This window comes from Tumebacillus flagellatus (assembly GCF_000714935.1).
GTDB lineage: Bacteria > Bacillota > Bacilli > Tumebacillales > Tumebacillaceae > Tumebacillus > Tumebacillus flagellatus.
In genome coordinates this window covers 1-18,575 of sequence record NZ_JMIR01000034.1, presented here as the reverse complement: position 1 = coordinate 18,575, position 18,575 = coordinate 1, and the positions used below count along the sequence as shown (strand labels likewise).

General features: G+C 58.2%; 16 protein-coding genes and 1 rRNA gene. 8 read left to right on the top strand and 9 right to left on the bottom strand.

Features of this window, described 5'->3' with window-relative positions; translation table 11 throughout:
• Positions 1-17 precede the first annotated feature (17 nt).
• The 3 genes from carB to EL26_RS18780 form a co-directional block, all read right to left on the bottom strand.
• On the bottom strand, positions 18-3,227 hold the full coding sequence (carB, locus tag EL26_RS18790) for a carbamoyl-phosphate synthase large subunit (protein WP_038092620.1): 3,210 nt from the start codon (positions 3,225-3,227) through the stop codon (positions 18-20).
• Positions 3,211-4,302, bottom strand: a complete 1,092-nt coding sequence (locus EL26_RS18785) for a carbamoyl phosphate synthase small subunit (RefSeq protein ID WP_038092617.1) — start codon at positions 4,300-4,302, stop codon at positions 3,211-3,213. Before EL26_RS18785 ends, carB begins: the two co-directional genes overlap by 17 nt.
• A 333-nt stretch (positions 4,303-4,635) precedes the next feature.
• Positions 4,636-4,857 (bottom strand): hypothetical protein, encoded by a 222-nt coding sequence (locus EL26_RS18780; protein WP_038092614.1) that lies wholly within the window; start codon positions 4,855-4,857, stop codon positions 4,636-4,638.
• A gap of 244 nt (positions 4,858-5,101) precedes the next feature.
• On the opposite strand from EL26_RS18780, the gene EL26_RS18775 reads away from it, so the two are divergent.
• The 4 genes from EL26_RS18775 to EL26_RS24070 all read left to right on the top strand — a co-directional run bounded on the left by EL26_RS18775 (position 5,102) and on the right by EL26_RS24070 (position 6,840).
• A complete protein-coding gene (locus tag EL26_RS18775; RefSeq protein ID WP_038092610.1) occupies positions 5,102-5,311 on the top strand; it encodes a hypothetical protein in 210 nt (69 codons plus the stop codon).
• Positions 5,312-5,360: 49 nt separating this feature from the next.
• Positions 5,361-6,122, top strand: coding sequence for a YcdB/YcdC domain-containing protein (locus EL26_RS18770; protein ID WP_038092607.1), 762 nt, complete (start codon positions 5,361-5,363; stop codon positions 6,120-6,122).
• A gap of 194 nt (positions 6,123-6,316) precedes the next feature.
• A complete protein-coding gene (locus tag EL26_RS26510; RefSeq protein WP_274518900.1) occupies positions 6,317-6,442 on the top strand; it encodes a hypothetical protein in 126 nt (41 codons plus the stop codon).
• The gene (locus EL26_RS24070; protein ID WP_052036568.1) at positions 6,439-6,840 is read left to right on the top strand and encodes an NUDIX domain-containing protein; all 402 of its coding nucleotides are present in this window, start codon (positions 6,439-6,441) and stop codon (positions 6,838-6,840) included. The genes EL26_RS26510 and EL26_RS24070 overlap by 4 nt, the downstream gene beginning before the upstream one ends.
• 44 nt (positions 6,841-6,884) lie before the next feature.
• On the opposite strand, the gene EL26_RS18760 is transcribed toward EL26_RS24070, so the two are convergent.
• Positions 6,885-7,658: a DUF3050 domain-containing protein gene (locus EL26_RS18760; RefSeq protein WP_038092604.1), complete on the bottom strand. Its 774-nt coding sequence runs from the start codon at positions 7,656-7,658 to the stop codon at positions 6,885-6,887.
• A gap of 173 nt (positions 7,659-7,831) precedes the next feature.
• On the opposite strand from EL26_RS18760, the gene EL26_RS18755 reads away from it, so the two are divergent.
• Complete coding sequence (locus tag EL26_RS18755) at positions 7,832-8,875, top strand: EAL domain-containing protein (protein ID WP_052036567.1); 1,044 nt, start codon at positions 7,832-7,834, stop codon at positions 8,873-8,875.
• Between the two features lie 50 nt (positions 8,876-8,925).
• On the opposite strand, the gene EL26_RS18750 is transcribed toward EL26_RS18755, so the two are convergent.
• The 4 genes from EL26_RS18750 to EL26_RS18735 form a co-directional block, all read right to left on the bottom strand.
• Positions 8,926-11,133, bottom strand: coding sequence for a hypothetical protein (locus EL26_RS18750; protein ID WP_152559327.1), 2,208 nt, complete (start codon positions 11,131-11,133; stop codon positions 8,926-8,928).
• 201 nt (positions 11,134-11,334) lie between these two features.
• Complete coding sequence (locus tag EL26_RS18745; protein WP_038092598.1) at positions 11,335-12,006, bottom strand: GNAT family N-acetyltransferase; 672 nt, start codon at positions 12,004-12,006, stop codon at positions 11,335-11,337.
• Positions 12,007-12,031: 25 nt separating this feature from the next.
• Positions 12,032-12,709: a GNAT family N-acetyltransferase gene (locus tag EL26_RS18740; RefSeq protein ID WP_038092596.1), complete on the bottom strand. Its 678-nt coding sequence runs from the start codon at positions 12,707-12,709 to the stop codon at positions 12,032-12,034.
• A 13-nt stretch (positions 12,710-12,722) separates the two neighbouring features.
• The gene (locus EL26_RS18735) at positions 12,723-13,580 is read right to left on the bottom strand and encodes a carbon-nitrogen hydrolase family protein (protein WP_038092593.1); all 858 of its coding nucleotides are present in this window, start codon (positions 13,578-13,580) and stop codon (positions 12,723-12,725) included.
• A gap of 477 nt (positions 13,581-14,057) precedes the next feature.
• Between EL26_RS18735 and EL26_RS18730 the strand changes: the two genes are divergently transcribed.
• From EL26_RS18730 to EL26_RS18720, 3 genes are all read left to right on the top strand, one after another.
• On the top strand, positions 14,058-15,035 hold the full coding sequence (locus EL26_RS18730) for a peptidylprolyl isomerase (protein WP_038092590.1): 978 nt from the start codon (positions 14,058-14,060) through the stop codon (positions 15,033-15,035).
• A 140-nt stretch (positions 15,036-15,175) separates the two neighbouring features.
• On the top strand, positions 15,176-15,898 hold the full coding sequence (locus EL26_RS18725; protein ID WP_038092587.1) for an N-acetylmuramoyl-L-alanine amidase family protein: 723 nt from the start codon (positions 15,176-15,178) through the stop codon (positions 15,896-15,898).
• A 162-nt stretch (positions 15,899-16,060) separates the two neighbouring features.
• Positions 16,061-18,385 (top strand): glycoside hydrolase family 31 protein, encoded by a 2,325-nt coding sequence (locus EL26_RS18720; protein ID WP_052036566.1) that lies wholly within the window; start codon positions 16,061-16,063, stop codon positions 18,383-18,385.
• Positions 18,386-18,501: 116 nt separating this feature from the next.
• On the opposite strand, the gene rrf is transcribed toward EL26_RS18720, so the two are convergent.
• Positions 18,502-18,575, bottom strand: a 5S ribosomal RNA gene (gene rrf / locus EL26_RS26825); the annotation flags it as partial.

Sequence of the window (18,575 nt, the reverse complement as noted above, 5' to 3'; positions counted from 1 at the left end):
TTCCGGTTTTCTCAGGTTTAGGCGTGCATGAGGTGCGGCGTATCGGTTGAGCCCGATTCCAGCGATTGCAGCCAAGCGGCCGCCGTATCGAGCGAGGTCAGGCACGGGATGCGCATCTCGACGGTGAAGCGGCGGATGCGGTAGCCGAGTCGCGACGGGTCGTGTCCGAGCGTCGGCAGGTTGAGCACGAGTTGGATGTTGCCGGACTTGAGCAGGTCTTGCACCGCTTCCTCCTCGCGGGAGACGGACGTGCAGCTCAGGCCGTTACCGCTCAGCCAGTCGGCGGTCGACGGAGTTGCATAGAACGCGAGTCCCAATGCGGCGAAGCGTTTCAAGAGCGGAAGCGATTCTTCCTTGAGGCGGTCGGAAATCGAGAGGAACAGCCCGTTGGCGGTGTTGTCCTCGGAAAGTTTCGGCAGGGCGATGCCGGAGCCGACAAACGACTTGGCGAGCGCTTCGGCAAACGTTTGGCCTACGCCGAGCACTTCTCCGGTCGATTTCATCTCCGGGCCCAGCGGGATGTCGAGGCCGGTGATCTTGCCAAACGAGAAGACCGGGGCTTTGACGACCACGTAGTCTTTCGCCGGGTAGAGACCGGTGCCGTATCCGCACGTCGTGAGTTTCTCTCCGCACTGTACGCGGACGGCGAGGTCGACGAGCGGGACGCCCGTGACTTTGGAGATGATCGGAACGGTGCGCGACGCGCGCGGGTTGACTTCCAGCACGTACACTTCGCCGTTGACCAGCACGTATTGGATGTTGATCAAGCCGACGACGGGCAGGTTTTTGGCGATCTGCTCCGTGTAGGTGACGAGCGTGTCGATTTCCTGCTGGGTCAACCCTTGCGGCGGGTAGACCGCCATCGAGTCGCCGGAATGCACGCCGGCGCGTTCAATGTGTTCGAAGATTCCCGGAATCAGCACGTTCTCGCCGTCACAGACCGCATCGACTTCCACTTCGCGCCCGGCGAGGTATTGGTCGATCAAGATCGGATGACCGGAAGAAACGTCGGCTGCGTGTTTCATGTAATGCTCCAGTTCGGAGTCCTCGTAGACGACCGCCATCGCGCGACCGCCGATCACGTAGGACGGGCGGACGACGACCGGATAGCCGATCGAGTTCGCCACTTGCAGCGCTCCAGCGGTGTCCATCGCGGTGCCGCCGTTCGATTGCGGGATGTTCAGCTCTTGCAAAAACGTCCGGAACCGCTCGCGGTCTTCTGCGATGTCGATCGCGTCGGTGGTGGTGCCGGCGATGGTTACCCCGCGCTGTTGCAGTTTTTCCGCGAGGTTGATCGCGGTCTGTCCGCCGAACTGGACGAACGTTTGCTCCACGCCTTCGAGGTCGATCACTTCGAGCACGTCCTCGACGGTCAGCGGTTCAAAATAGAGGCGGTCGGCGGTGTCAAAGTCGGTCGACACCGTCTCCGGGTTGTTGTTGAGAATTACCGTTTCGTAGCCGAGGCGCTCCAGCGCCCAGACCGCGTGTACGGAGCAGTAGTCGAATTCGATGCCTTGGCCGATGCGGATCGGGCCGGAGCCGAGGACGAGAGCTTTCTTGCGGCCTTCAGACGGGACAAGTTCGCCCGCGCCGTGGTAGGTCGAGAAAAAGTACGGCGTCGTCGATTCGAATTCTGCCGCGCAGGTGTCGACCAGCGTGTACGCCGGGCGGATGTTGTATTGGTGGCGCAACGCCCGGATCATGTCGGCGTTGGTGCCGATCAGGGAGGCGATGCGGGTGTCTGCGAAGCCGATTTTTTTCAAGCGGGCGAGGTGTTCGGACGTGAGGGTGCCCACGTCGAACTGCGTCAGCGCCTGCTCTTCGGCGATCAGGTCTTGCAGTTTGTAGAGGAACCACTCGTCGACCGCCGTCCATTCGTGCAGGTCTTCCAAGCTGTAGCCGCGGCGGAACGCTTCGGCAAACGCGAAGACCCGGCGGTCGTCAGGGTCGTTTTGCAGATACGTTACGAGCTCTTCGTTCGTCCATTCTTGGACTTGTGCGAGCGCGAGGCCGTCAACGCCGATCTCCAAGGATCGGAGGGCTTTTTGCAAGCCTTCTTCAAAGGAGCGGCCCAGCGCCATCACTTCGCCGGTCGCTTTCATCTGCGTGCCGAGCGCGCGGTTGGCTTGCGGAAACTTGTCAAACGGCCAGCGCGGAACTTTGACGACGATGTAGTCGAGCGCCGGTTCAAACGCGGCGAACGTCTTGCCTGTGACCGGATTCACAATCTCGTCCAGATGCAGGCCCACGGCGATCTTGGCGGCAATTTTGGCGATCGGGTAGCCGGTCGCTTTGGACGCCAGCGCCGAGGAGCGCGAGACGCGCGGGTTGACTTCGATCACGCAGTAGTCCATGCTCTCCGGATGCAGCGCGAACTGCACGTTGCAGCCGCCCTCGATCTTCAGCGCGCGGATGATGCGCACCGCCGCCGTTCGGAGCATCTGGTATTCGCGGTCGGTCAACGTTTGCGAAGGCGCGACGACGATCGAGTCGCCCGTGTGCACGCCGACCGGGTCGAAGTTCTCCATGTTGCAGATCGTGATGCAGGTGTCGTTGGCGTCGCGCATCACTTCGTACTCGATCTCTTTCCAGCCCCGGATGGAGCGCTCGATCAAGCATTGCCCGATCGGCGACTGCTTCAAGCCGCGGGTGAGAATCGACTCGAACTCTTCCATCGTCGACGCGATCCCGCCGCCGGTGCCGCCGAGCGTGAACGCCGGGCGGATGATCACGGGCAGGCCGATTTTTTCCAAGAACGCTTGGCCTTCCGCCATCGTGTGCACGATTTCCGAAACGGGGATCGGCTGCTCCAACTCTTCCATGAGGTCTTTGAACAGCTGGCGGTCTTCCGCTCGCTGAATCGAGGAGAGCGGCGTTCCGAGCAGTTGCACGCCGTACTCTTCCAAGACGCCGGCGTCGGCGAGTTCCACCGCCAAGTTCAACGCGGTCTGACCGCCGAGCGTTGCCAAGAGCCCCGCCGGACGTTCGCGGCGGATGATCTCGGTGAGCGACGAGACGTTCAGCGGTTCGATGTAGATTTTATCGGCCACGCCTTGGTCGGTCATGATCGTGGCGGGGTTGGAGTTGACGAGGACGACTTGGTAGCCCTCTTCACGCAGAGATTTGCAGGCTTGCGTGCCCGCGTAGTCGAATTCGGCCGCCTGCCCGATGACGATCGGACCGGAGCCGATGACGAGCAGGAGCGAGCCTTTAGGTAGCGTAGGCAAGGCGGTGTCCCTTCCTTTCGTTCATGTTGGAGGTGAATTCTAAGAACAGTTCGCGGGCGTCTTCCGGGCCCGGCGCTGCTTCGGGATGATATTGAACGGAGAACACGGGCAATGCGTGATGGCGCAGGCCTTCCACCGTGCCGTCGTTGACGTTTACGTGCGTCACGCGCAAGGTGTTCGGCAGGCTCGCATCGTCCACCGTGTAGCCGTGGTTTTGCGACGTGATGTACACTTTGCCGGTTCGCAGGTCTTTGACCGGATGGTTGGAGCCGCGGTGTCCGAACTTCATCTTGAGCGTCTTGGCACCGTACGCGAGCGCCAGCAGTTGGTGACCCATGCAGATCCCGAAGATCGGGAATTCCTCACCGAGTTCGCGGATTGCCGGAAGCAAGTCGAGATTGTCTTGCGGGTCGCCGGGGCCGTTGGAGAGCATGATGCCGTCCGGTTGCAGCGCCCGGATGATCTCCACCGGCGTGGTGCACGGGACGACCGTCACGCGGCAGCCGTGCGCGGCGAGCGAGTCGGCGATGTTGGCTTTGGCTCCAAAATCGAGCAGCACGACGTGGTGCTCCCCTTCGATGCTGTGTTGGTAGATCTCGGGGGTGGTGACTTTTTTTACGAGATCGCGCGGGAGGCTCGGGTAGGAGAGCGTTCCCTCCAGCAAGTCGGCCTCCGCCGCGCGGACGATATATCCTTTTAAACTGCCGTGCTGGCGGATCATGCGCACGAGCGACCGGGTGTCGACGCCGGTCAATCCCACGATGCCTTGCTCCTCCAGATAGGCGTGCAGTGTTTTTTCACAAGCGTTGTGACTCGGTTTCGTGCAAGCGTCCGACGTGACAAACCCGGTGAGCCAAGGTTTCTTCGCCTCGAAGTCGTCCGCGTTGATGCCGTAGTTCCCAATCAATGGATACGTCATGACGACGATTTGGTTGGCGTACGACGGATCGGTCAAAATCTCCTGATACCCCGTCATGCCGGTATGAAACACAACTTCGCCGTACCCACGTCGGTTCGATCCGATCAACTCTCCACTGAACCGATGTCCGTTCTCTAAAAGCAGATACCCTTTCAACGAAAATCCCTCCTGCCGGGCAGCATTTGTCACTGCTCCATAAACATATGTGTTATTATACGTCTCTATGTATAAGTATTCAAGTCCAACTTTTGCAGTTTTTTTGCCTATTCGGAAAAGCACCATCGCACGCACCTCCACATATCGTAAAGTACGAAAACGAGAGGCCGCGCCTCTGCCGGAGAGAAAAAAAGCGAGGTGTGAGCATTCCACCCGGCAGAGAACGCGATCACATAGATGCGCCCGGCTGCAGACGGGACACCTGACTCACTAAAAAAGGGACGGAGCTGACCCTGCCAGCTTCCGTCCCCTTTTTTTGCGCTCTTGCGCTGCTCACCAAAAAAATCCTCTACCGCCCGTTCCTCCCGCAAAAAACGGACCGACCGCCCCCCAGACGTTCCAGAACACGATCCCGATGAAAAACAGCACCAGAAACGCGATCGCCCATCCTCCCCAGCCGAATCCGACGGCAAAGCCCGCCGGTCCTCCGACCCGTCCGGCAAACGGAAATCCGGTGCCATAGCCCGGGAATCCGGCCTGTTCTGCTTCCACCATGCCCGCTCCTCCTCTTCTCAACGAATCCTGTACTTCATCCTATTCAGCAAACATCCAAGGGGTACAGGCGGGTACCCATTTCCGGGGCGTAAATGATTTTCTCAATTACTTTAGTAATAATCATCAAGGAGCATGGCAGGAATTGATTTCACAGTAGGAGAATTAGAATACACACTAGGAGAAATTCAGTTTTGTTACTTCGTCAAAGTCAGAGTCAAAGTCAGAGTCAGAGGAGGTCTCAGCGGTGCAAGACGTTGAACGGTATCTGGACGAGTTGGACCAAGACCCGGTCATCCGTTCCATCAAAACACAACTTTCCAGCCTCGAAGCCCGAATCCGGCCGCTCGTGTCCGACGACGCGTGGATGTTGCTCCTCCATTGGGAAGGGCTGTGGGTGCAATACACGCAAGTCTGCGTGGAACGCCTCTATCCCCGGAACGGCACGGACGCCTAGAGATGCCTCGATAGATGTACAAAACTTCCAAATTATGAGATACTTCCCCGTGCTGGACTCTTGCATTTGGAAGGGGACTTACCCGCTTCTGAAATACATTCGAACATGGACGGCCGCCGCGTTGACAGGGTCGCTGCTGCTGGCTCCGACCGTCATCACGCCGGCTGTTTTTGCCGATACGCCTGTATCGGGGTCGGGAGTGACCGCTGGGCAGATCGACGCGGCGGCGCTGGAACAACAGGCGCGGGCGCAACTGCAATTGTCTGTGGATCATTGGAAGGTCGCGGACAGCAAACGCGCTTTTGGGGGAATCGATCAAGTGCGGGGCCGGCACTTTGAGTTTGAAGGAATTTCGGACACAACAAAGGGAACGACGATCTCGACGTACTTCGATTCACAGAGACGTCTCACGGATTACAGACGAAATAACCACCAAACCACTCTGGGAACGGTCGCTCACGCCGATGCGATGCAACAAGCGAAATCATGGGTGCAACGGTTCTTGCCCGATTACGCCGGGCAATTGGTGCTGACACGAGACGGGTACGGTTTCGGTACCCATAGTTTTTACTTTCAACGCGAAGTGAACGGAGCGACCGTTCAGACGGACTCGGTGCAGGTACTCGTCAACCATGCCGGGGAAGTTGAGCAATTCACACTCACCAATTGGGAAACTCGTGAATTTCCCGGTACGGAGAAGGCGATTTCTCCAGAGCAAGCGAAGCAGATCTATTCCGATTCGCTCGACCTGCGGTTGCGCTACTACTTTGGTACTGATGGGCTTCCCAAGCTTACGTATTCCCCCTATTAGAGACCCATCGTCACCTCTTATTAGGACCCTCAACTCTATGGTCTGGTTCTCGACGCGAATACTGGGAAACGACTGCTCGCCAATGGCGACCCGGCCGCAGACCTCCAAGTTCCCGCCGATCTCCCGTTACCGGCAACAGCTTCTTCCTCCGCACTCGAATCTTCGGATGCGCTCACGAGAGAGGAGTTTTTCAGATGAAGAAAAAACGAACCGTCGCACGGCTCTCCGTTCTGACCGCTGCCGTCAACAGAAAAAAACAACCGCCTCGCCATGAACGCACCGCCGATTTTGTTTGCCAACTAGGAGTGGATGCAAGATGACCTTCACTTCCTCGCGTCCGCGCGCTTGCGGAGTGCTCTTGCGCGGCTCCAACATCCTGATGGTGCACCTGAAAACCAAAACCGCCGATTTCTGGACGCTACCCGGCGGCGGGCTCGAACCCGGTGAAACGCCCGAAGAGGCCGTGGTTCGCGAAGTGCGGGAGGAAACGGGGCTGGTTACGCGTGCGGTTCGTTTTTTATACGAAACGACGTACAGCCAAGGACCGGAATTTTGCTTCCTGCTCGAAGAAGCGGGTCTCCCGGGCGCTTCCGCTGTTCTCGGGCACGACCCGGAATTTGCGCCGGACGAACAAGCGTTGGACGGTTTGGCGTGGAGGCCCTTATCAGAAGTGCGGGACGACAAGCAAATCCGGCAAGTCCTCCGACATCTCGAATAAAAACAAAAAACAGCCGGGGTTTCCGCACCCCGGCTGTTTTTTCGTTACCAGCAACACGGCTTGCCTTGCACTTCGTCCACGACGCCTTGCCAGAGCTTGATGCGCGACTCCAGACTTCGCTTTGCGGTTTCCATCGCTTCTTGCTTCTTCTGCGGATCGTCGCCGCAGAGGTGGTTCAAGAGCTGCTCCGCCAGCGGCCCGTGCGAATCGCCGTCGAGTTCGATGTGGCGGTGCAAGTAGTACACCAAGCGGTCGACCGCTTTGCCCTGCCCCTCGATGTCCTTGACGAGATGCGTGAACATGTCCGGGATGATGTCCTCCCGCCCGTAGAAAAACGCCGCCGCCACTTCATGCGGCTTGCCGTGCAGGGCAATCTCCATCGTATGCGTCACAAACTGGCTGACCGTATCCGGCACACCGACTTCCGAAAGCGCGTCCGCGACGCTCTTGCCGTCGCGCAACGCTCGCAAGAAGTGCTGCACCGGACGCGAATCGGCTTCCACTTGCTCCATCGCTTCCAAGTACAGATCAAAGTGCGAGATGTACCCGCCGTTCCCGTCCTCGTCCGACTCTTCTCCCAGCACGATCTCGTTGATGAAACGGGCATACTGCGTCGGTTTGCCCGGCATCCACGGGACACTGACGTCGGTGAGCAGGTTTTGCAGGCGCTTGAGCAGACTCATGAAGTCCCACACGGCAAACACGTGGTGTTTCATGAACGTGCGCACTTTGTCCGGCGTGTTCAACTCGCGGTAGATGTCATGCTCCAAGAGGCGGTCGCGAATGTCTTGCATGGATTGTATGTCAAGTGTGTTCATATGTATCTCCTCCATTCCTGCATTAGGGTTCCGCGGGTCAGTATAACATATCCCTGCCTGGAGAAAGCTTTTCAACTTTATGAACATCAAGAGGAATAGCAACTATAGAGAACGAAATACAAGCATATAGATGAAGAGGAAAAAGACGAATTGAGGGGAATGGTGACCAAATCGTGTCTACGCAATCATGCCAAGCTTGCGCACCGACTACCGGTGCCGGGTACGCGGTTCGCTTTTTCGGCGAACAGAACGCCCACGCCTTGCAAGAGTGGAAGAACGGAGATCGCTTCACCCCGTACCGCGAGCTCGACGCCGCGACCCTTTGGGTGCCGGAACATGCGCTCGCCGGACTGATCGACTACTTCCAAGCCCATATGGACTCCCCGCACATACAAGCGTCTCCCATGTCGGAAACGGATTCGGATGTGCACAGCGAGTGGAAGTCGCTTGCCGACATCCGGCAGCACCACGACGCGCACTGGATCGACGACGTGATTGCCGATTCGCGCATCAAAACTCATTTTCAACCGATCGTCTCCGTCCAAGCGGGGATCGCGCAGGTGCAAGGTTATGAATTCCTGTCACGCGCTCTGGAAACGGACGGGTCGTTGATCCCTCCTTATAAAATGTTCGAAGCCGCCCGCCTGCGCGACCGTTTGTTCGCGCTCGACCGCGTCTGCCGGGTGAACGCGGTGCGCCAAGCCTCGCAGGTCGGCGACAAGTTGGCGTTCGTCAACTTCATTCCGACGGCGATTTACGCGCCGGAGCACTGCTTGCAAACCACGCTCTCCGAAGCCCGCGCCACAGGTGTCAACCCGCACAACTTCGTGTTTGAAGTCGTGGAAACCGACAAAGTGGACTCGGTGGAGCATCTGGAGAACATCTTGCGCTACTACCGCAAGCACGGCTTCCGCTATGCGCTCGACGATGTCGGCCAAGGCTATTCGACGCTGGAGATGGTGGAGCGCTTGAAACCGGACTTCGTGAAGCTCGACATGCACTACGTCCAAGGCGTCAAGGACGACGTCGGCAAGCAAAAAGCCGCGCTCGACCTCCTGAACACCGCCCTCTCCGTCGGTGCCCGCCCGCTTGCGGAAGGAGTCGAGACGCTCGAAGATTGGAAATGGCTGGTGGAAGCCGGGTATGAGCTGTTTCAAGGGTACTTGTTCGGCAAGCCGGATGCGGTGCCGAAGGAAGTCTCGCTCGCTCTCGTATGAGAAAATAACGCACTCCCAAGCTGACGCGGGGGTGCGTTTTTTTATCCGACTTAACGTTCGCGGTGGGAGAATGCCGTGTCGAGCTCCTGTTGCAGGCGCTCCAACCCCAGCAACAGGTACGGAAACAGCGTGAAAAGCAGCATCATCCCGGCGACCGCGCCGCCGGAATCGTTGGTGAACAGCCCGACGGCAGCTCCCAGCGCCGCGCCCGTCAGCGCCGGGGCGGCGGGAAAGTCTTGCGGCTTGCGCAAGAGAAACAGCAGGAATCCGACGTACACCGCCATCAACACGACCGACCACGCCGACGTGGTGAAAAAGCGCAGGAACATCTCCGACTTGCGCGAGAAGATCCGCAAGACTTCGATGAAACCGCCGGAAATCACTTGATGTGTAGCCGTCCCGATGTGCGACGGCATCGCCGGGCTTTGGTTGAGCCATACGACGATGCCCAATGCGCCGCATAACGAGAGCAGCGTGTAGAAGAGCGCCCGCGGCGGACGGTGTCGTTTTTGCATGGCGAGACAGAGGGCGGTCGTGCCCGCCATCGTCAACGCACCGCCGGTGTTCGTCCCCAGCACCGGCGAAGCAAAAAACACGGTGAGGAGCATCCCGGTCAAGAAAAACGCGAGGTTCCCGTACGGCACCCGGCGTTGCAGCAGCACGCCGTAGAGCAGCGAGACCGCGCCGACGAGCACGCCCATGTATTCGTTTCCGACGCCGTAGTAGCGCGCGCCGACGATCGGGTCGTAGCTGAGGATCGAGCTTTTCGCCAGCGGGCCGCCTTGCCAGATGTCGAGCAGAATCACACCGACCGTCCAGCCCGCCACCCAGACGGCGCGCCCCGCCACGCTTTGGGTGAACGGCAAGATGCGAAACGGGATGGCGACGCCTACTAAGAGGCTCGCCAGCAGGGCGGCGCACGTCTCCGCAAAGTTGCGGGCGTGCCAAAGCGGCAGCGTGTAGAGGCACAGCGGCATCGCGAGGATGCACCAGAGCAAACGGCGCGTGAACGCAAGCGACGGTCCGCTGGCAAACAGCAAGCGGCAGACCGCCGCCAAGAATCCCGTCCCGACGAAGGCGCCGATGATCCAGAGCAGCAGATCGCGGTGCGTGTACGTCCAAACGGTGGACGCGTGTAAGACTTCGAGCGCGGAGGGTTTCAGTTTCGTCGTGGTCGTCAGCGGATAGCCGATCATGCCCGCCGGTTTGTCCACCTGCAAGAAAGAGGCGAGCGTCGGCAGCACGTCGAGATTCGTCACGAGGCCCTCGCGCCGTGTCGTGGCAGAAGTCAGGACGGCATCGGTCTGCGTGTTGCCGCCCGCCATTGCGACCGGTGCCAGCCATTGTTGCTGAATGGCCGCTTCGGCGCTGACTTGAGGCGTGGCGACGAGCAGGAGATGTTGGGCGTCCGCCTTGGCGAGCAGTTCGCCTAGAAATGCGTCGATTTCACGCAGGGTTTGCGTGCGAAGCGTCTCGTACCGCTCGGCGGAGAGCTTCGGGCGGTACGATTCCAACCGAAACAGATCGCCGAGGTCGAACACGAGAAGCGAGGCGCAAGCGCCGGGTTGGTTTTGATCCAAGGCTTGAAGCATGCGGGCGTAGTCGGTTCGCACGCCGTAGGGTCGTTCCGGCGCGGAGGTCAAGACGCGGGCGCTGACATCGCCGAAGTCGGTACGGCCGTGCGAATCGGCGGTGAGCAGCGCGGCGGGCCGCCATTCGCGGGTGCCTCGGTCGCTGGAGCCGTAGACGGCGGTTTTCAGACCGCGGCTGTGCAGAGCGTCTCCGAACGAGCCGGGAGTGCCGGACCATTGGCGGAGGTCTTGTTTGCGTTGTTGTTTGAAGAGAGAGAGCAGGAGCACGCCGTTTTGCGTATGCGCCGGCTGTCCGGTCAACTGCCGATACATCGAGGCGGCGGGGATGTCCGTTTGCGCGGGCAGGGATTCATCGGCGTTGAACGCGAGCAGAGCGGACTCTTGGAGTTGCGCGGGCACGCCGAGCGCGAGCGTCGCGTACGCGGACGCGTCGATGCGCCGTCCGCCGCTGTTCACGTTGAGCAGACCGCGCGCCATCGCTTGCATGTGCGGCATCCCGGCGACGTCGTCGACGGAGAGGCGGTTGACGAGGACGAGCAGGGCTTGGCGGTCAGGTTTCGCTTGCGGCGCGGGTGCCGCCTGTGCGGGAGCTGACACCGTCCCGCACAGACAGAAAAAACAACACGCTGCCACAAGCCAAGCGCACGCTTTCTTCCAAATCATCACGAACTTCCCTCCCGCAACCTGTCTTTGGCAACAGGATGTCCAAAATTTGGATGGCGTATGTAAGCGCGCCGAAGGGAAGCTGATTTCGCAATTGGAGAGCTCACTTTTGTATCGCCGTTCATTACACTTTTTCTTCTATTGTAGAATGAAGAAAAAAAGCCCCCGCCGATCTCAAGTCCAAGAGTCGGCGGGGTTTTTTTACTAGATCGCAAGCAAGGAAACGGACTCGCGCGAATCCAGCTTCTCTACCATCGCGTACCATTCCTGCGGTTTTTCCGGGAGCGCGGAGTAGTAGGTTTTGAGGAACTGTGCCACGAGCGCCGCCGGGACGCTGTCCATGCCTGCGCGGTAGGTCAGGAAGCACAAGTCCAGCCCGTGCACCGCTTCCCCGTCCTGCTGCCACGACGGATGCACATAGTCGAGGTCGAGCTTGCGGTACCCGAGATGCGCCAACACTTCGCGGCGCACAAACGGGTTCATCACCATCAGCCCGCCGAACTCGTAGTCTTTCACGAGATACGGGTTGTAAATTTCCGCGAACATGCCGATCAGTTCCTTGCCCGCTTCTTTCACGACGGCAAACAAATCCTCCTGCCGCTTCTTCGCGAGGAACGGCCCGATCCCGCGGCCTTCTCGCCCGACGATCGTGAAGTCGGTCATCGCCACTTGCATCTCTTCATAGAAACGATACTCCGTGCACCCCACCACTTCTCCGTCTTCCACCGCGACAAACACGCGGATGCCCGGGTCTTGCAGCGGGCCCGCCCAGTCTTCAAACGCCAGCACTTCTTCCGGCGGGAACACGTCCTTCATGAGATCGTGCATTTTTTTAAAAAGCGGGTCCTCAATGCTCGTGATGCGTTTGTAATCCATCTCTCCTGCCTCCTCAATAGCTCTTCTATGACTCCTCTTGTAAAAAAGGATTCTTCCACTCCATCAGCGCCGCATAATGGCGCGACTCTTCGTCTTCCAAATAATTCGGCACCACCGCAACCGGCACGCGTCCGCAACGCAGCAGGAAGGAGATCACAGGGTCGTGCAAATCGCCGGACACAACTTTCTCCAGGTACTCCTCCGCGCTCATCGCATCGGCATGGCGGTGATACCCGGACATCCGGCCGCCGCCCAGCAACCGCCGCACGCCCAAGTGCACGACCACTTCATACATCGAGAGCATCATCCATTTGCCCAGCCCCAGCTTGCGAAACTCCGGCAGCACGCAGATATCCACAATGTACAGCGTGTCGCCCTGCGGATCGTGGTTGCGGATGTACCCCTCGTCCGTTACGTCCGCCCACGTGTGCGCCGTGTGCGCGGGATCGAGCTGCACGCGCAATCCCGTCATCGACGCCACTACGCGACCGTCGATTTCCACGCACAGCGCGCCCTCGGGAAACCGTGTCACATGGTTGTGCAACTGCTCCCGGTTCCACCACAGCTCCGAGGGGAACGGCGGCGGGAAACTGCCTTTCTGCACGTCGATCAGCGCGTCGAAGTCGTTCTCCGTGTACGTGCGAATCACCGCGCGAACCGGTTTGCCCTTGGGCTCCGCGACATAGAGTTCCTTGCGAAACATCTTCGCCTCCCTCCTAGTTCCAGTCGGTGTAGAGGTCAACGCGGCGGTCGCGCCAAGTGGTGACGGAGCCTCGTTCCCGCACTTGATACAGCAGTTCGAGATCGAGGTCGGCGGTGATGATCATGTCGTCGTTGATCTCGCCCTCCGCCGCCAAGCCCTTCGGCGGGAACGGGATGTCGTTCGGCGTAATCACCGCCGCTTGGCCGAAGTTCGCCCGCATGAAATCGACCGTCGGAAGCGACCCGACCGTGCCGGTCAACACCACGTAGACTTGGTTTTCAATCGCCCGCGCATGGCTGGTATAGCGCACGCGGTGGAAGCCGTGGCGGTCGTCGGTGCACGACGGGCAGAAGATCACGTCCGCGCCGCGCGCTTTCGCCATCCGCACGATCTCCGGGAACTCGATGTCGTAGCAGGTCAACAGCGCGACTTTGCCTTTATCCGTTTCAAAAACTTCAAACGTCTCGCCCGCCGCCATGTTCCATTCATGCACTTCCGTCGGGGTGATGTGCAGTTTGGCTTGCGTGACGACGCGGCCGTCCGGATAGAACATGTGGGCCGTGTTGTACAACTTGCCCCCTTTTTCCACAACGTGCGTGCCGCCGATCAAGTGGACGCCCGATTTTTTCGCAAGGGTTGTGAATAACTCCAAGTATTGCTCGGTGTACTCCGGCAGTTCGTCGATCCGGAGTGCCCGTCCGCCCTTGCCGATCGACATCAGCTGCGTGGTGAAAAACTCCGGAAACAAGATAAAATCGGCCCCAAACTCCTCGGCCGTCTTCACATAATGCTCGACTTGAGCGGCAAATTCCTCAAAGCTATGAATCGTATGCAGGTGATACTGCACCGCAGAAACACGCATCTTCGTCATCTGTGCACTCCTCCTTCTCCTCACCTATTGTACTGGAAAATACTCCTCGACAAAACGTGACGCCACTTACTTGACTTCTTTGTCTAAATATTCAACTCATCCACAATATCCACATACTTATCAACAGCCAAGAATCGCGTCAAACCAACAAAAAACACCTTATTCGACAAAGTTATCCCCATTCTTCGCCCACACTTTACATAACAAAGGTGAAAAATTTGTCGACACGAAAAAGCCTTCTTTTCAACAGTTTTCCACGTTATACACAATGGGTTGTGAATAACTGCGAAGAACTGTGCACAACTCTGTTGATAACCGCAAGTCATCCTCACCTAAGAAAAATTCGAAACTCGGGCGCGCACAACGCTTTTGGATTGATAAGAAAATAAGATTCACAACTCGCGAAATTTTATTGATATTTGCTGGTTTCTATCTTATGATCAAAACATGCAAACCCCTCGAAACTTGGTGAGTCCTATGAAAAAACTACAAAAATGGCTGTTGGCATCGATCGTCACCCTCGCCGTGCTCGGCGGGGCCGCGTACGAAATTCATGCCAAGTACCAACCCCTGTTGTTTGTGGTCGGCGATGAAGTGATGCGCCAAGACCAGTGGGTCGCGCTGCGGCCGGAGCTGTTCGCCGGACTGCCTTACACCCGCAGCGACGACCTTCAGTTTTTGGAGCGCCGGGCGATGGAAGAACTCGTGCTCGCCAATGCCAAGGCGATGAACGTCACATACGACGCCGACGTTCTCAACAAACAGATCTCCCAATTCGGCAACACCCCGGAAGAGCGCAAGAAAACGTTGGCGGGCATGGGCACCACGGAAGACAAAGTCCGCACGAACTACGAGCGCTCCTTGACCGCGTTTGCGCTCAAAACCAAGATGACCCGGGACGTCACCGTCACCGAACAGGAGATCAACGACTACTACGAGCAGAACAAAGAACTTTTTCACGCGCCGGAATTTCGTTCCGTCTACTTCGTGAAGTTCAAGATCACCGACTCCGAACTCTATGACGCGGCGATCGCAGCAACGCCGCAGACGTTCCCCGACCTCGTCAAAAAATACAACGACGAGACCGCCAACCGGATCGCCGCCTGGCACGAACTGGACGGCCAAGACCATCTCGCGTCGCACACGACGCAACACGTGGCGGAGTTGGCGTTTCAAGCGCCTGTGAACAAAGTGACGGGCCCGATCCAAGAGAACGGATGGAACTATTTTTATATGGTGTCCGAGATCAAGGAGCCTCATCAATTCTCGCTCTTGGAGGAGCACAGCAAGATTCAGTCCACGATCCTGCAAGACAAGCAACTCGCGCAATACCGCAAATGGCTGGAGGAACGGAAGGGAGTCGTCGGCTACGCATACTTCCCGGAAAACCTCGACCGCGAGCCGTTGTCCGCGTTCTGGCATGATTTGACGCAAAATTTAAAACTTTTGTTTTAGCATCTGACGCACTTCTCTATTTTCTATTAAAATTTCTTCGTTTACTGATTGAAAAAACGATAACACGAACCTATAATTGAATTAGTTAGATATCATGACTATCAAACTTATTTCACAAGAAAAAGAGGAGGTCATTCCACATGAAACTCACCCGCACTCTGGCGGCGGCGTTGGTTCTCTCCAGCGTCATGTCCGTCCCGGCTTTCGCGGCGAAACCGGTGCAAACCGCAATCGCAGGCGAAGCACTGTCCAACTCGGCTCCGGCTCCGGCGTCTTACAACGCTACCGGCTCCACCACCATCGAAGGCATCGTAGCTCCGGATGCAAACCCGGTGATCGCGCTTGATGCAGGTCACGGCGGTTCCGATCCGGGCGGCGTCGGCAACGGCCTGTACGAGAAGAACCTCACCCTCGACATTGCCAACCGCACGAAGTCGTACATCACCACCAACTACCCGGCTTCCGTCGTGATGACCCGTTCCAGCGACGTAGACGTATCGCTGCAATCCCGTTGCGACATCGCAAACAACGCCGGCGCAAACTTCTTCGTCTCCATGCACATCAACGCCTTCAGCGACTCGACCGCAAACGGTCTGGAAACCTACTACTACCCGGGTTCCTCCAACGGTCTGAACCTCGCGACCGACATCTACAACAAGCTGAAAGGTTCCTACAGCACCCTGCGCGGCGTCAAGTCTGCAGACTTCTACGTCCTGCACTACACCAACATGCCGGCTTCCCTCGGTGAAACGGGCTTCATCTCCAACGCGACCGACGCGTCGAAGCTGAACACCACCACCTTCCGTCAACAGCTGGCTACCCAATACGCACAAGGTATGCACCTGTACTGGTGGGGGAACTAATCCCTGCGTTGTGCTCATAAGAGAAGCATCGGTTCGCAGACGCGGATCGGTGCTTTTTTTTCTGTACGTCTTCCTGTATAGTTAGAGTGATGCAACCGTTTGCATTGACATACTGATAGATGAGGCAGCAGAGATTCTATTTTTTCTCGAGGAGGTTTTTCTGTGGAAGGCAGTGAGACGATTAAGCCTGAGTACCACAAAAGCACAACCGGCGTGGAGTACATTTCCGTCGGCGATCTTCGTGACCATGAGCTCTCCGGCGATACATATCTTTTTTCTTCTGACAATGCGGTCATCTCGGTGCAGTTTTTGACCGACCGGCTGTTCCGGTTTAAACTGACGCGCAAGAGCCGTCCGTTGACCCTGGACTTCTCCCGCGTGATCGAGCCGGCTGCAAAAGCGTCGCGTGCCGAAGTTGTTTTTACCGACGGGGCGGATGCGTTTGAATTGAAGACTGCGGCGTTGACCGTGACGCTCACCAAAGCGCCGTTTGCGATGCGCGTCACCGATGCGCGCGGCCGCGTGGTCTCCGAAGATGCGGAGAACGGTTACGGCTGGACCAAGGAACACCTGCTGTTCACGACCAAGAAGTCGCAGAACGAGAACTTCTACGGCTTTGGCGAGAAAACCGGTCACTTGAACAAAAAAGGCACTCTGCAGTCCATGTGGAACACCGACGTCTACGCGCCGCACGTGCCGGAGATCACGGAGTTGTACCAATCGATTCCGTTCTTCTTGGCGACGCGGGGCGACTTGGTGTACGGTGTGTTCCTCGACAACCCGGGCAAGACGGAGTTTGACTTGAACGGCGAAGATACGTATAAGATCTCCTGCCACACCGGCGATTTGGAGTACTACTTTCTGTACGGCCCGACAATGAAGGACGTGGTGGGCCAGTACACGTTCCTGACCGGCCGCATGCCCATCCCGCCGAAGTGGGCCATCGGGTATCACCAGTCGCGCTACTCGTATGAGACCGATCTGGAAGTGCGCGAACTGGCGCAAAACTTCCGGAATCGGGAAATTCCCTGCGATGTGATCTACCTCGACATCCACTACATGGACGAATACCGCGTGTTCACGTGGCACCCGACCCGCTTCCCGCAGCCGAAGAAACTGCTCTCCGACCTGCGTGCCGACGGCTTCCGCGTCGTGCCGATCGTCGACCCGGGCGTGAAGAAAGACGCGAAGTACATCGTCTACCGCGAAGGCGTCACGCACGAACACTTCTGCAAATACCTCGAAGGCGAAACCTACCACGGCGTCGTGTGGCCGGGTGTGTCGGCGTTCCCGGATTTCACCAACACGGCGACGCAGAAATGGTGGGGCGAGAAGCACGCCGGTATGATCGCCGACGGCATCGAAGGCATCTGGAACGACATGAATGAACCGGCGATTTTTAACGAGACCAAGACGATGGACCTCGAAGTCATGCACGGCAACGACGGCGATCCGAAGACGCACGGCGAGTTGCACAACCACTACGGGCTCTTGATGTCCAAAGCGACGTACGAAGGGCTGAAGGAACAACTCGGCGGCAAGCGTCCGTTCGTGTTGACCCGTGCGGGGTATTCCAGCATTCAGAAGTACGCGGCCGTTTGGACGGGCGACAACCGTTCGTTCTGGGAGCACTTGTCGATGTCGGTGCCGATGATCTTGAACATGGGTCTTTCCGGCATTGCGTTTGCGGGCGCGGACGTGGGCGGGTTTGCGCACCACAGCAACGGCGAACTGCTGGCGCGCTGGACGCAAGTGGGCGCGTTCCTGCCGTACTTCCGCAACCACTCCGCAATCGGGTTTGCGCGCCAAGAGCCGTGGAGCTACGGAGAAGAATACGAAGCGGTGATCAAGCAGTACATCGAGATGCGCTATGTGTTCCTCCCGCACCTCTACACGCTGTTCCGCGAGGCGTCTGTCAGCGGGATGCCGGTCGTGCGTCCGTTGGTGCTTGAGTACCCGCAGGACCCGAAAACGCACAACATGAGCGACCAGTTCTTGTTCGGCGATTCGATTTTGATCGCGCCGATCATGCAGCCGGATACCGATCACCGTGCGGTGTATCTCCCGGCGGGGACTTGGATCGACTACCACACGGGCGAAGTGCTCGAAGGCGGCCGCACGATCTTGGCGCACGCTCCGATTCATGTGATGCCGATGTACGTAAAAGAAGGAGCGGTGTTCGCGACCGGCAACGTTGTGCCGCACTCCGGAGTGAAGCAAGACATCACGTTCCACGTCTACGCAGGCAACGGCTCGTACCGCTTCTATGAGGACGATGCAGAGACGTTCGCGTATGAGGAGGGGGCGTACAACCTCCTGCGCGTGGAACAGCGCGTCGAAGGCTCACAGTTGGTGCTGAGCTGGACAGAAGAGCACAGCGGCTACGAGAGCGCCGATCAGCTCGCTTTCCACATCCATCACCGCGACGGCCGCAAAGAAACGCTCCACGCAGCCAAAACGGACGGCTTGCTTGTCGTCAACCTGTAAGCACGCATGCAAAAAGACCCCTTTCGCGGGGGTCTTTTTTTTGGTATGCCGGTTCCCTCCTTGTCTTGCAAAAAAAAGAGCCCGATCCGTAAAGGATCGAGCTCTTTCTTCTGGTTGCCTCGCGATGTCCTACTCTCCCGGGACCCTGCGGTCCGAGTACCATCGGCGCTGGAAAGCTTAACTTCTGTGT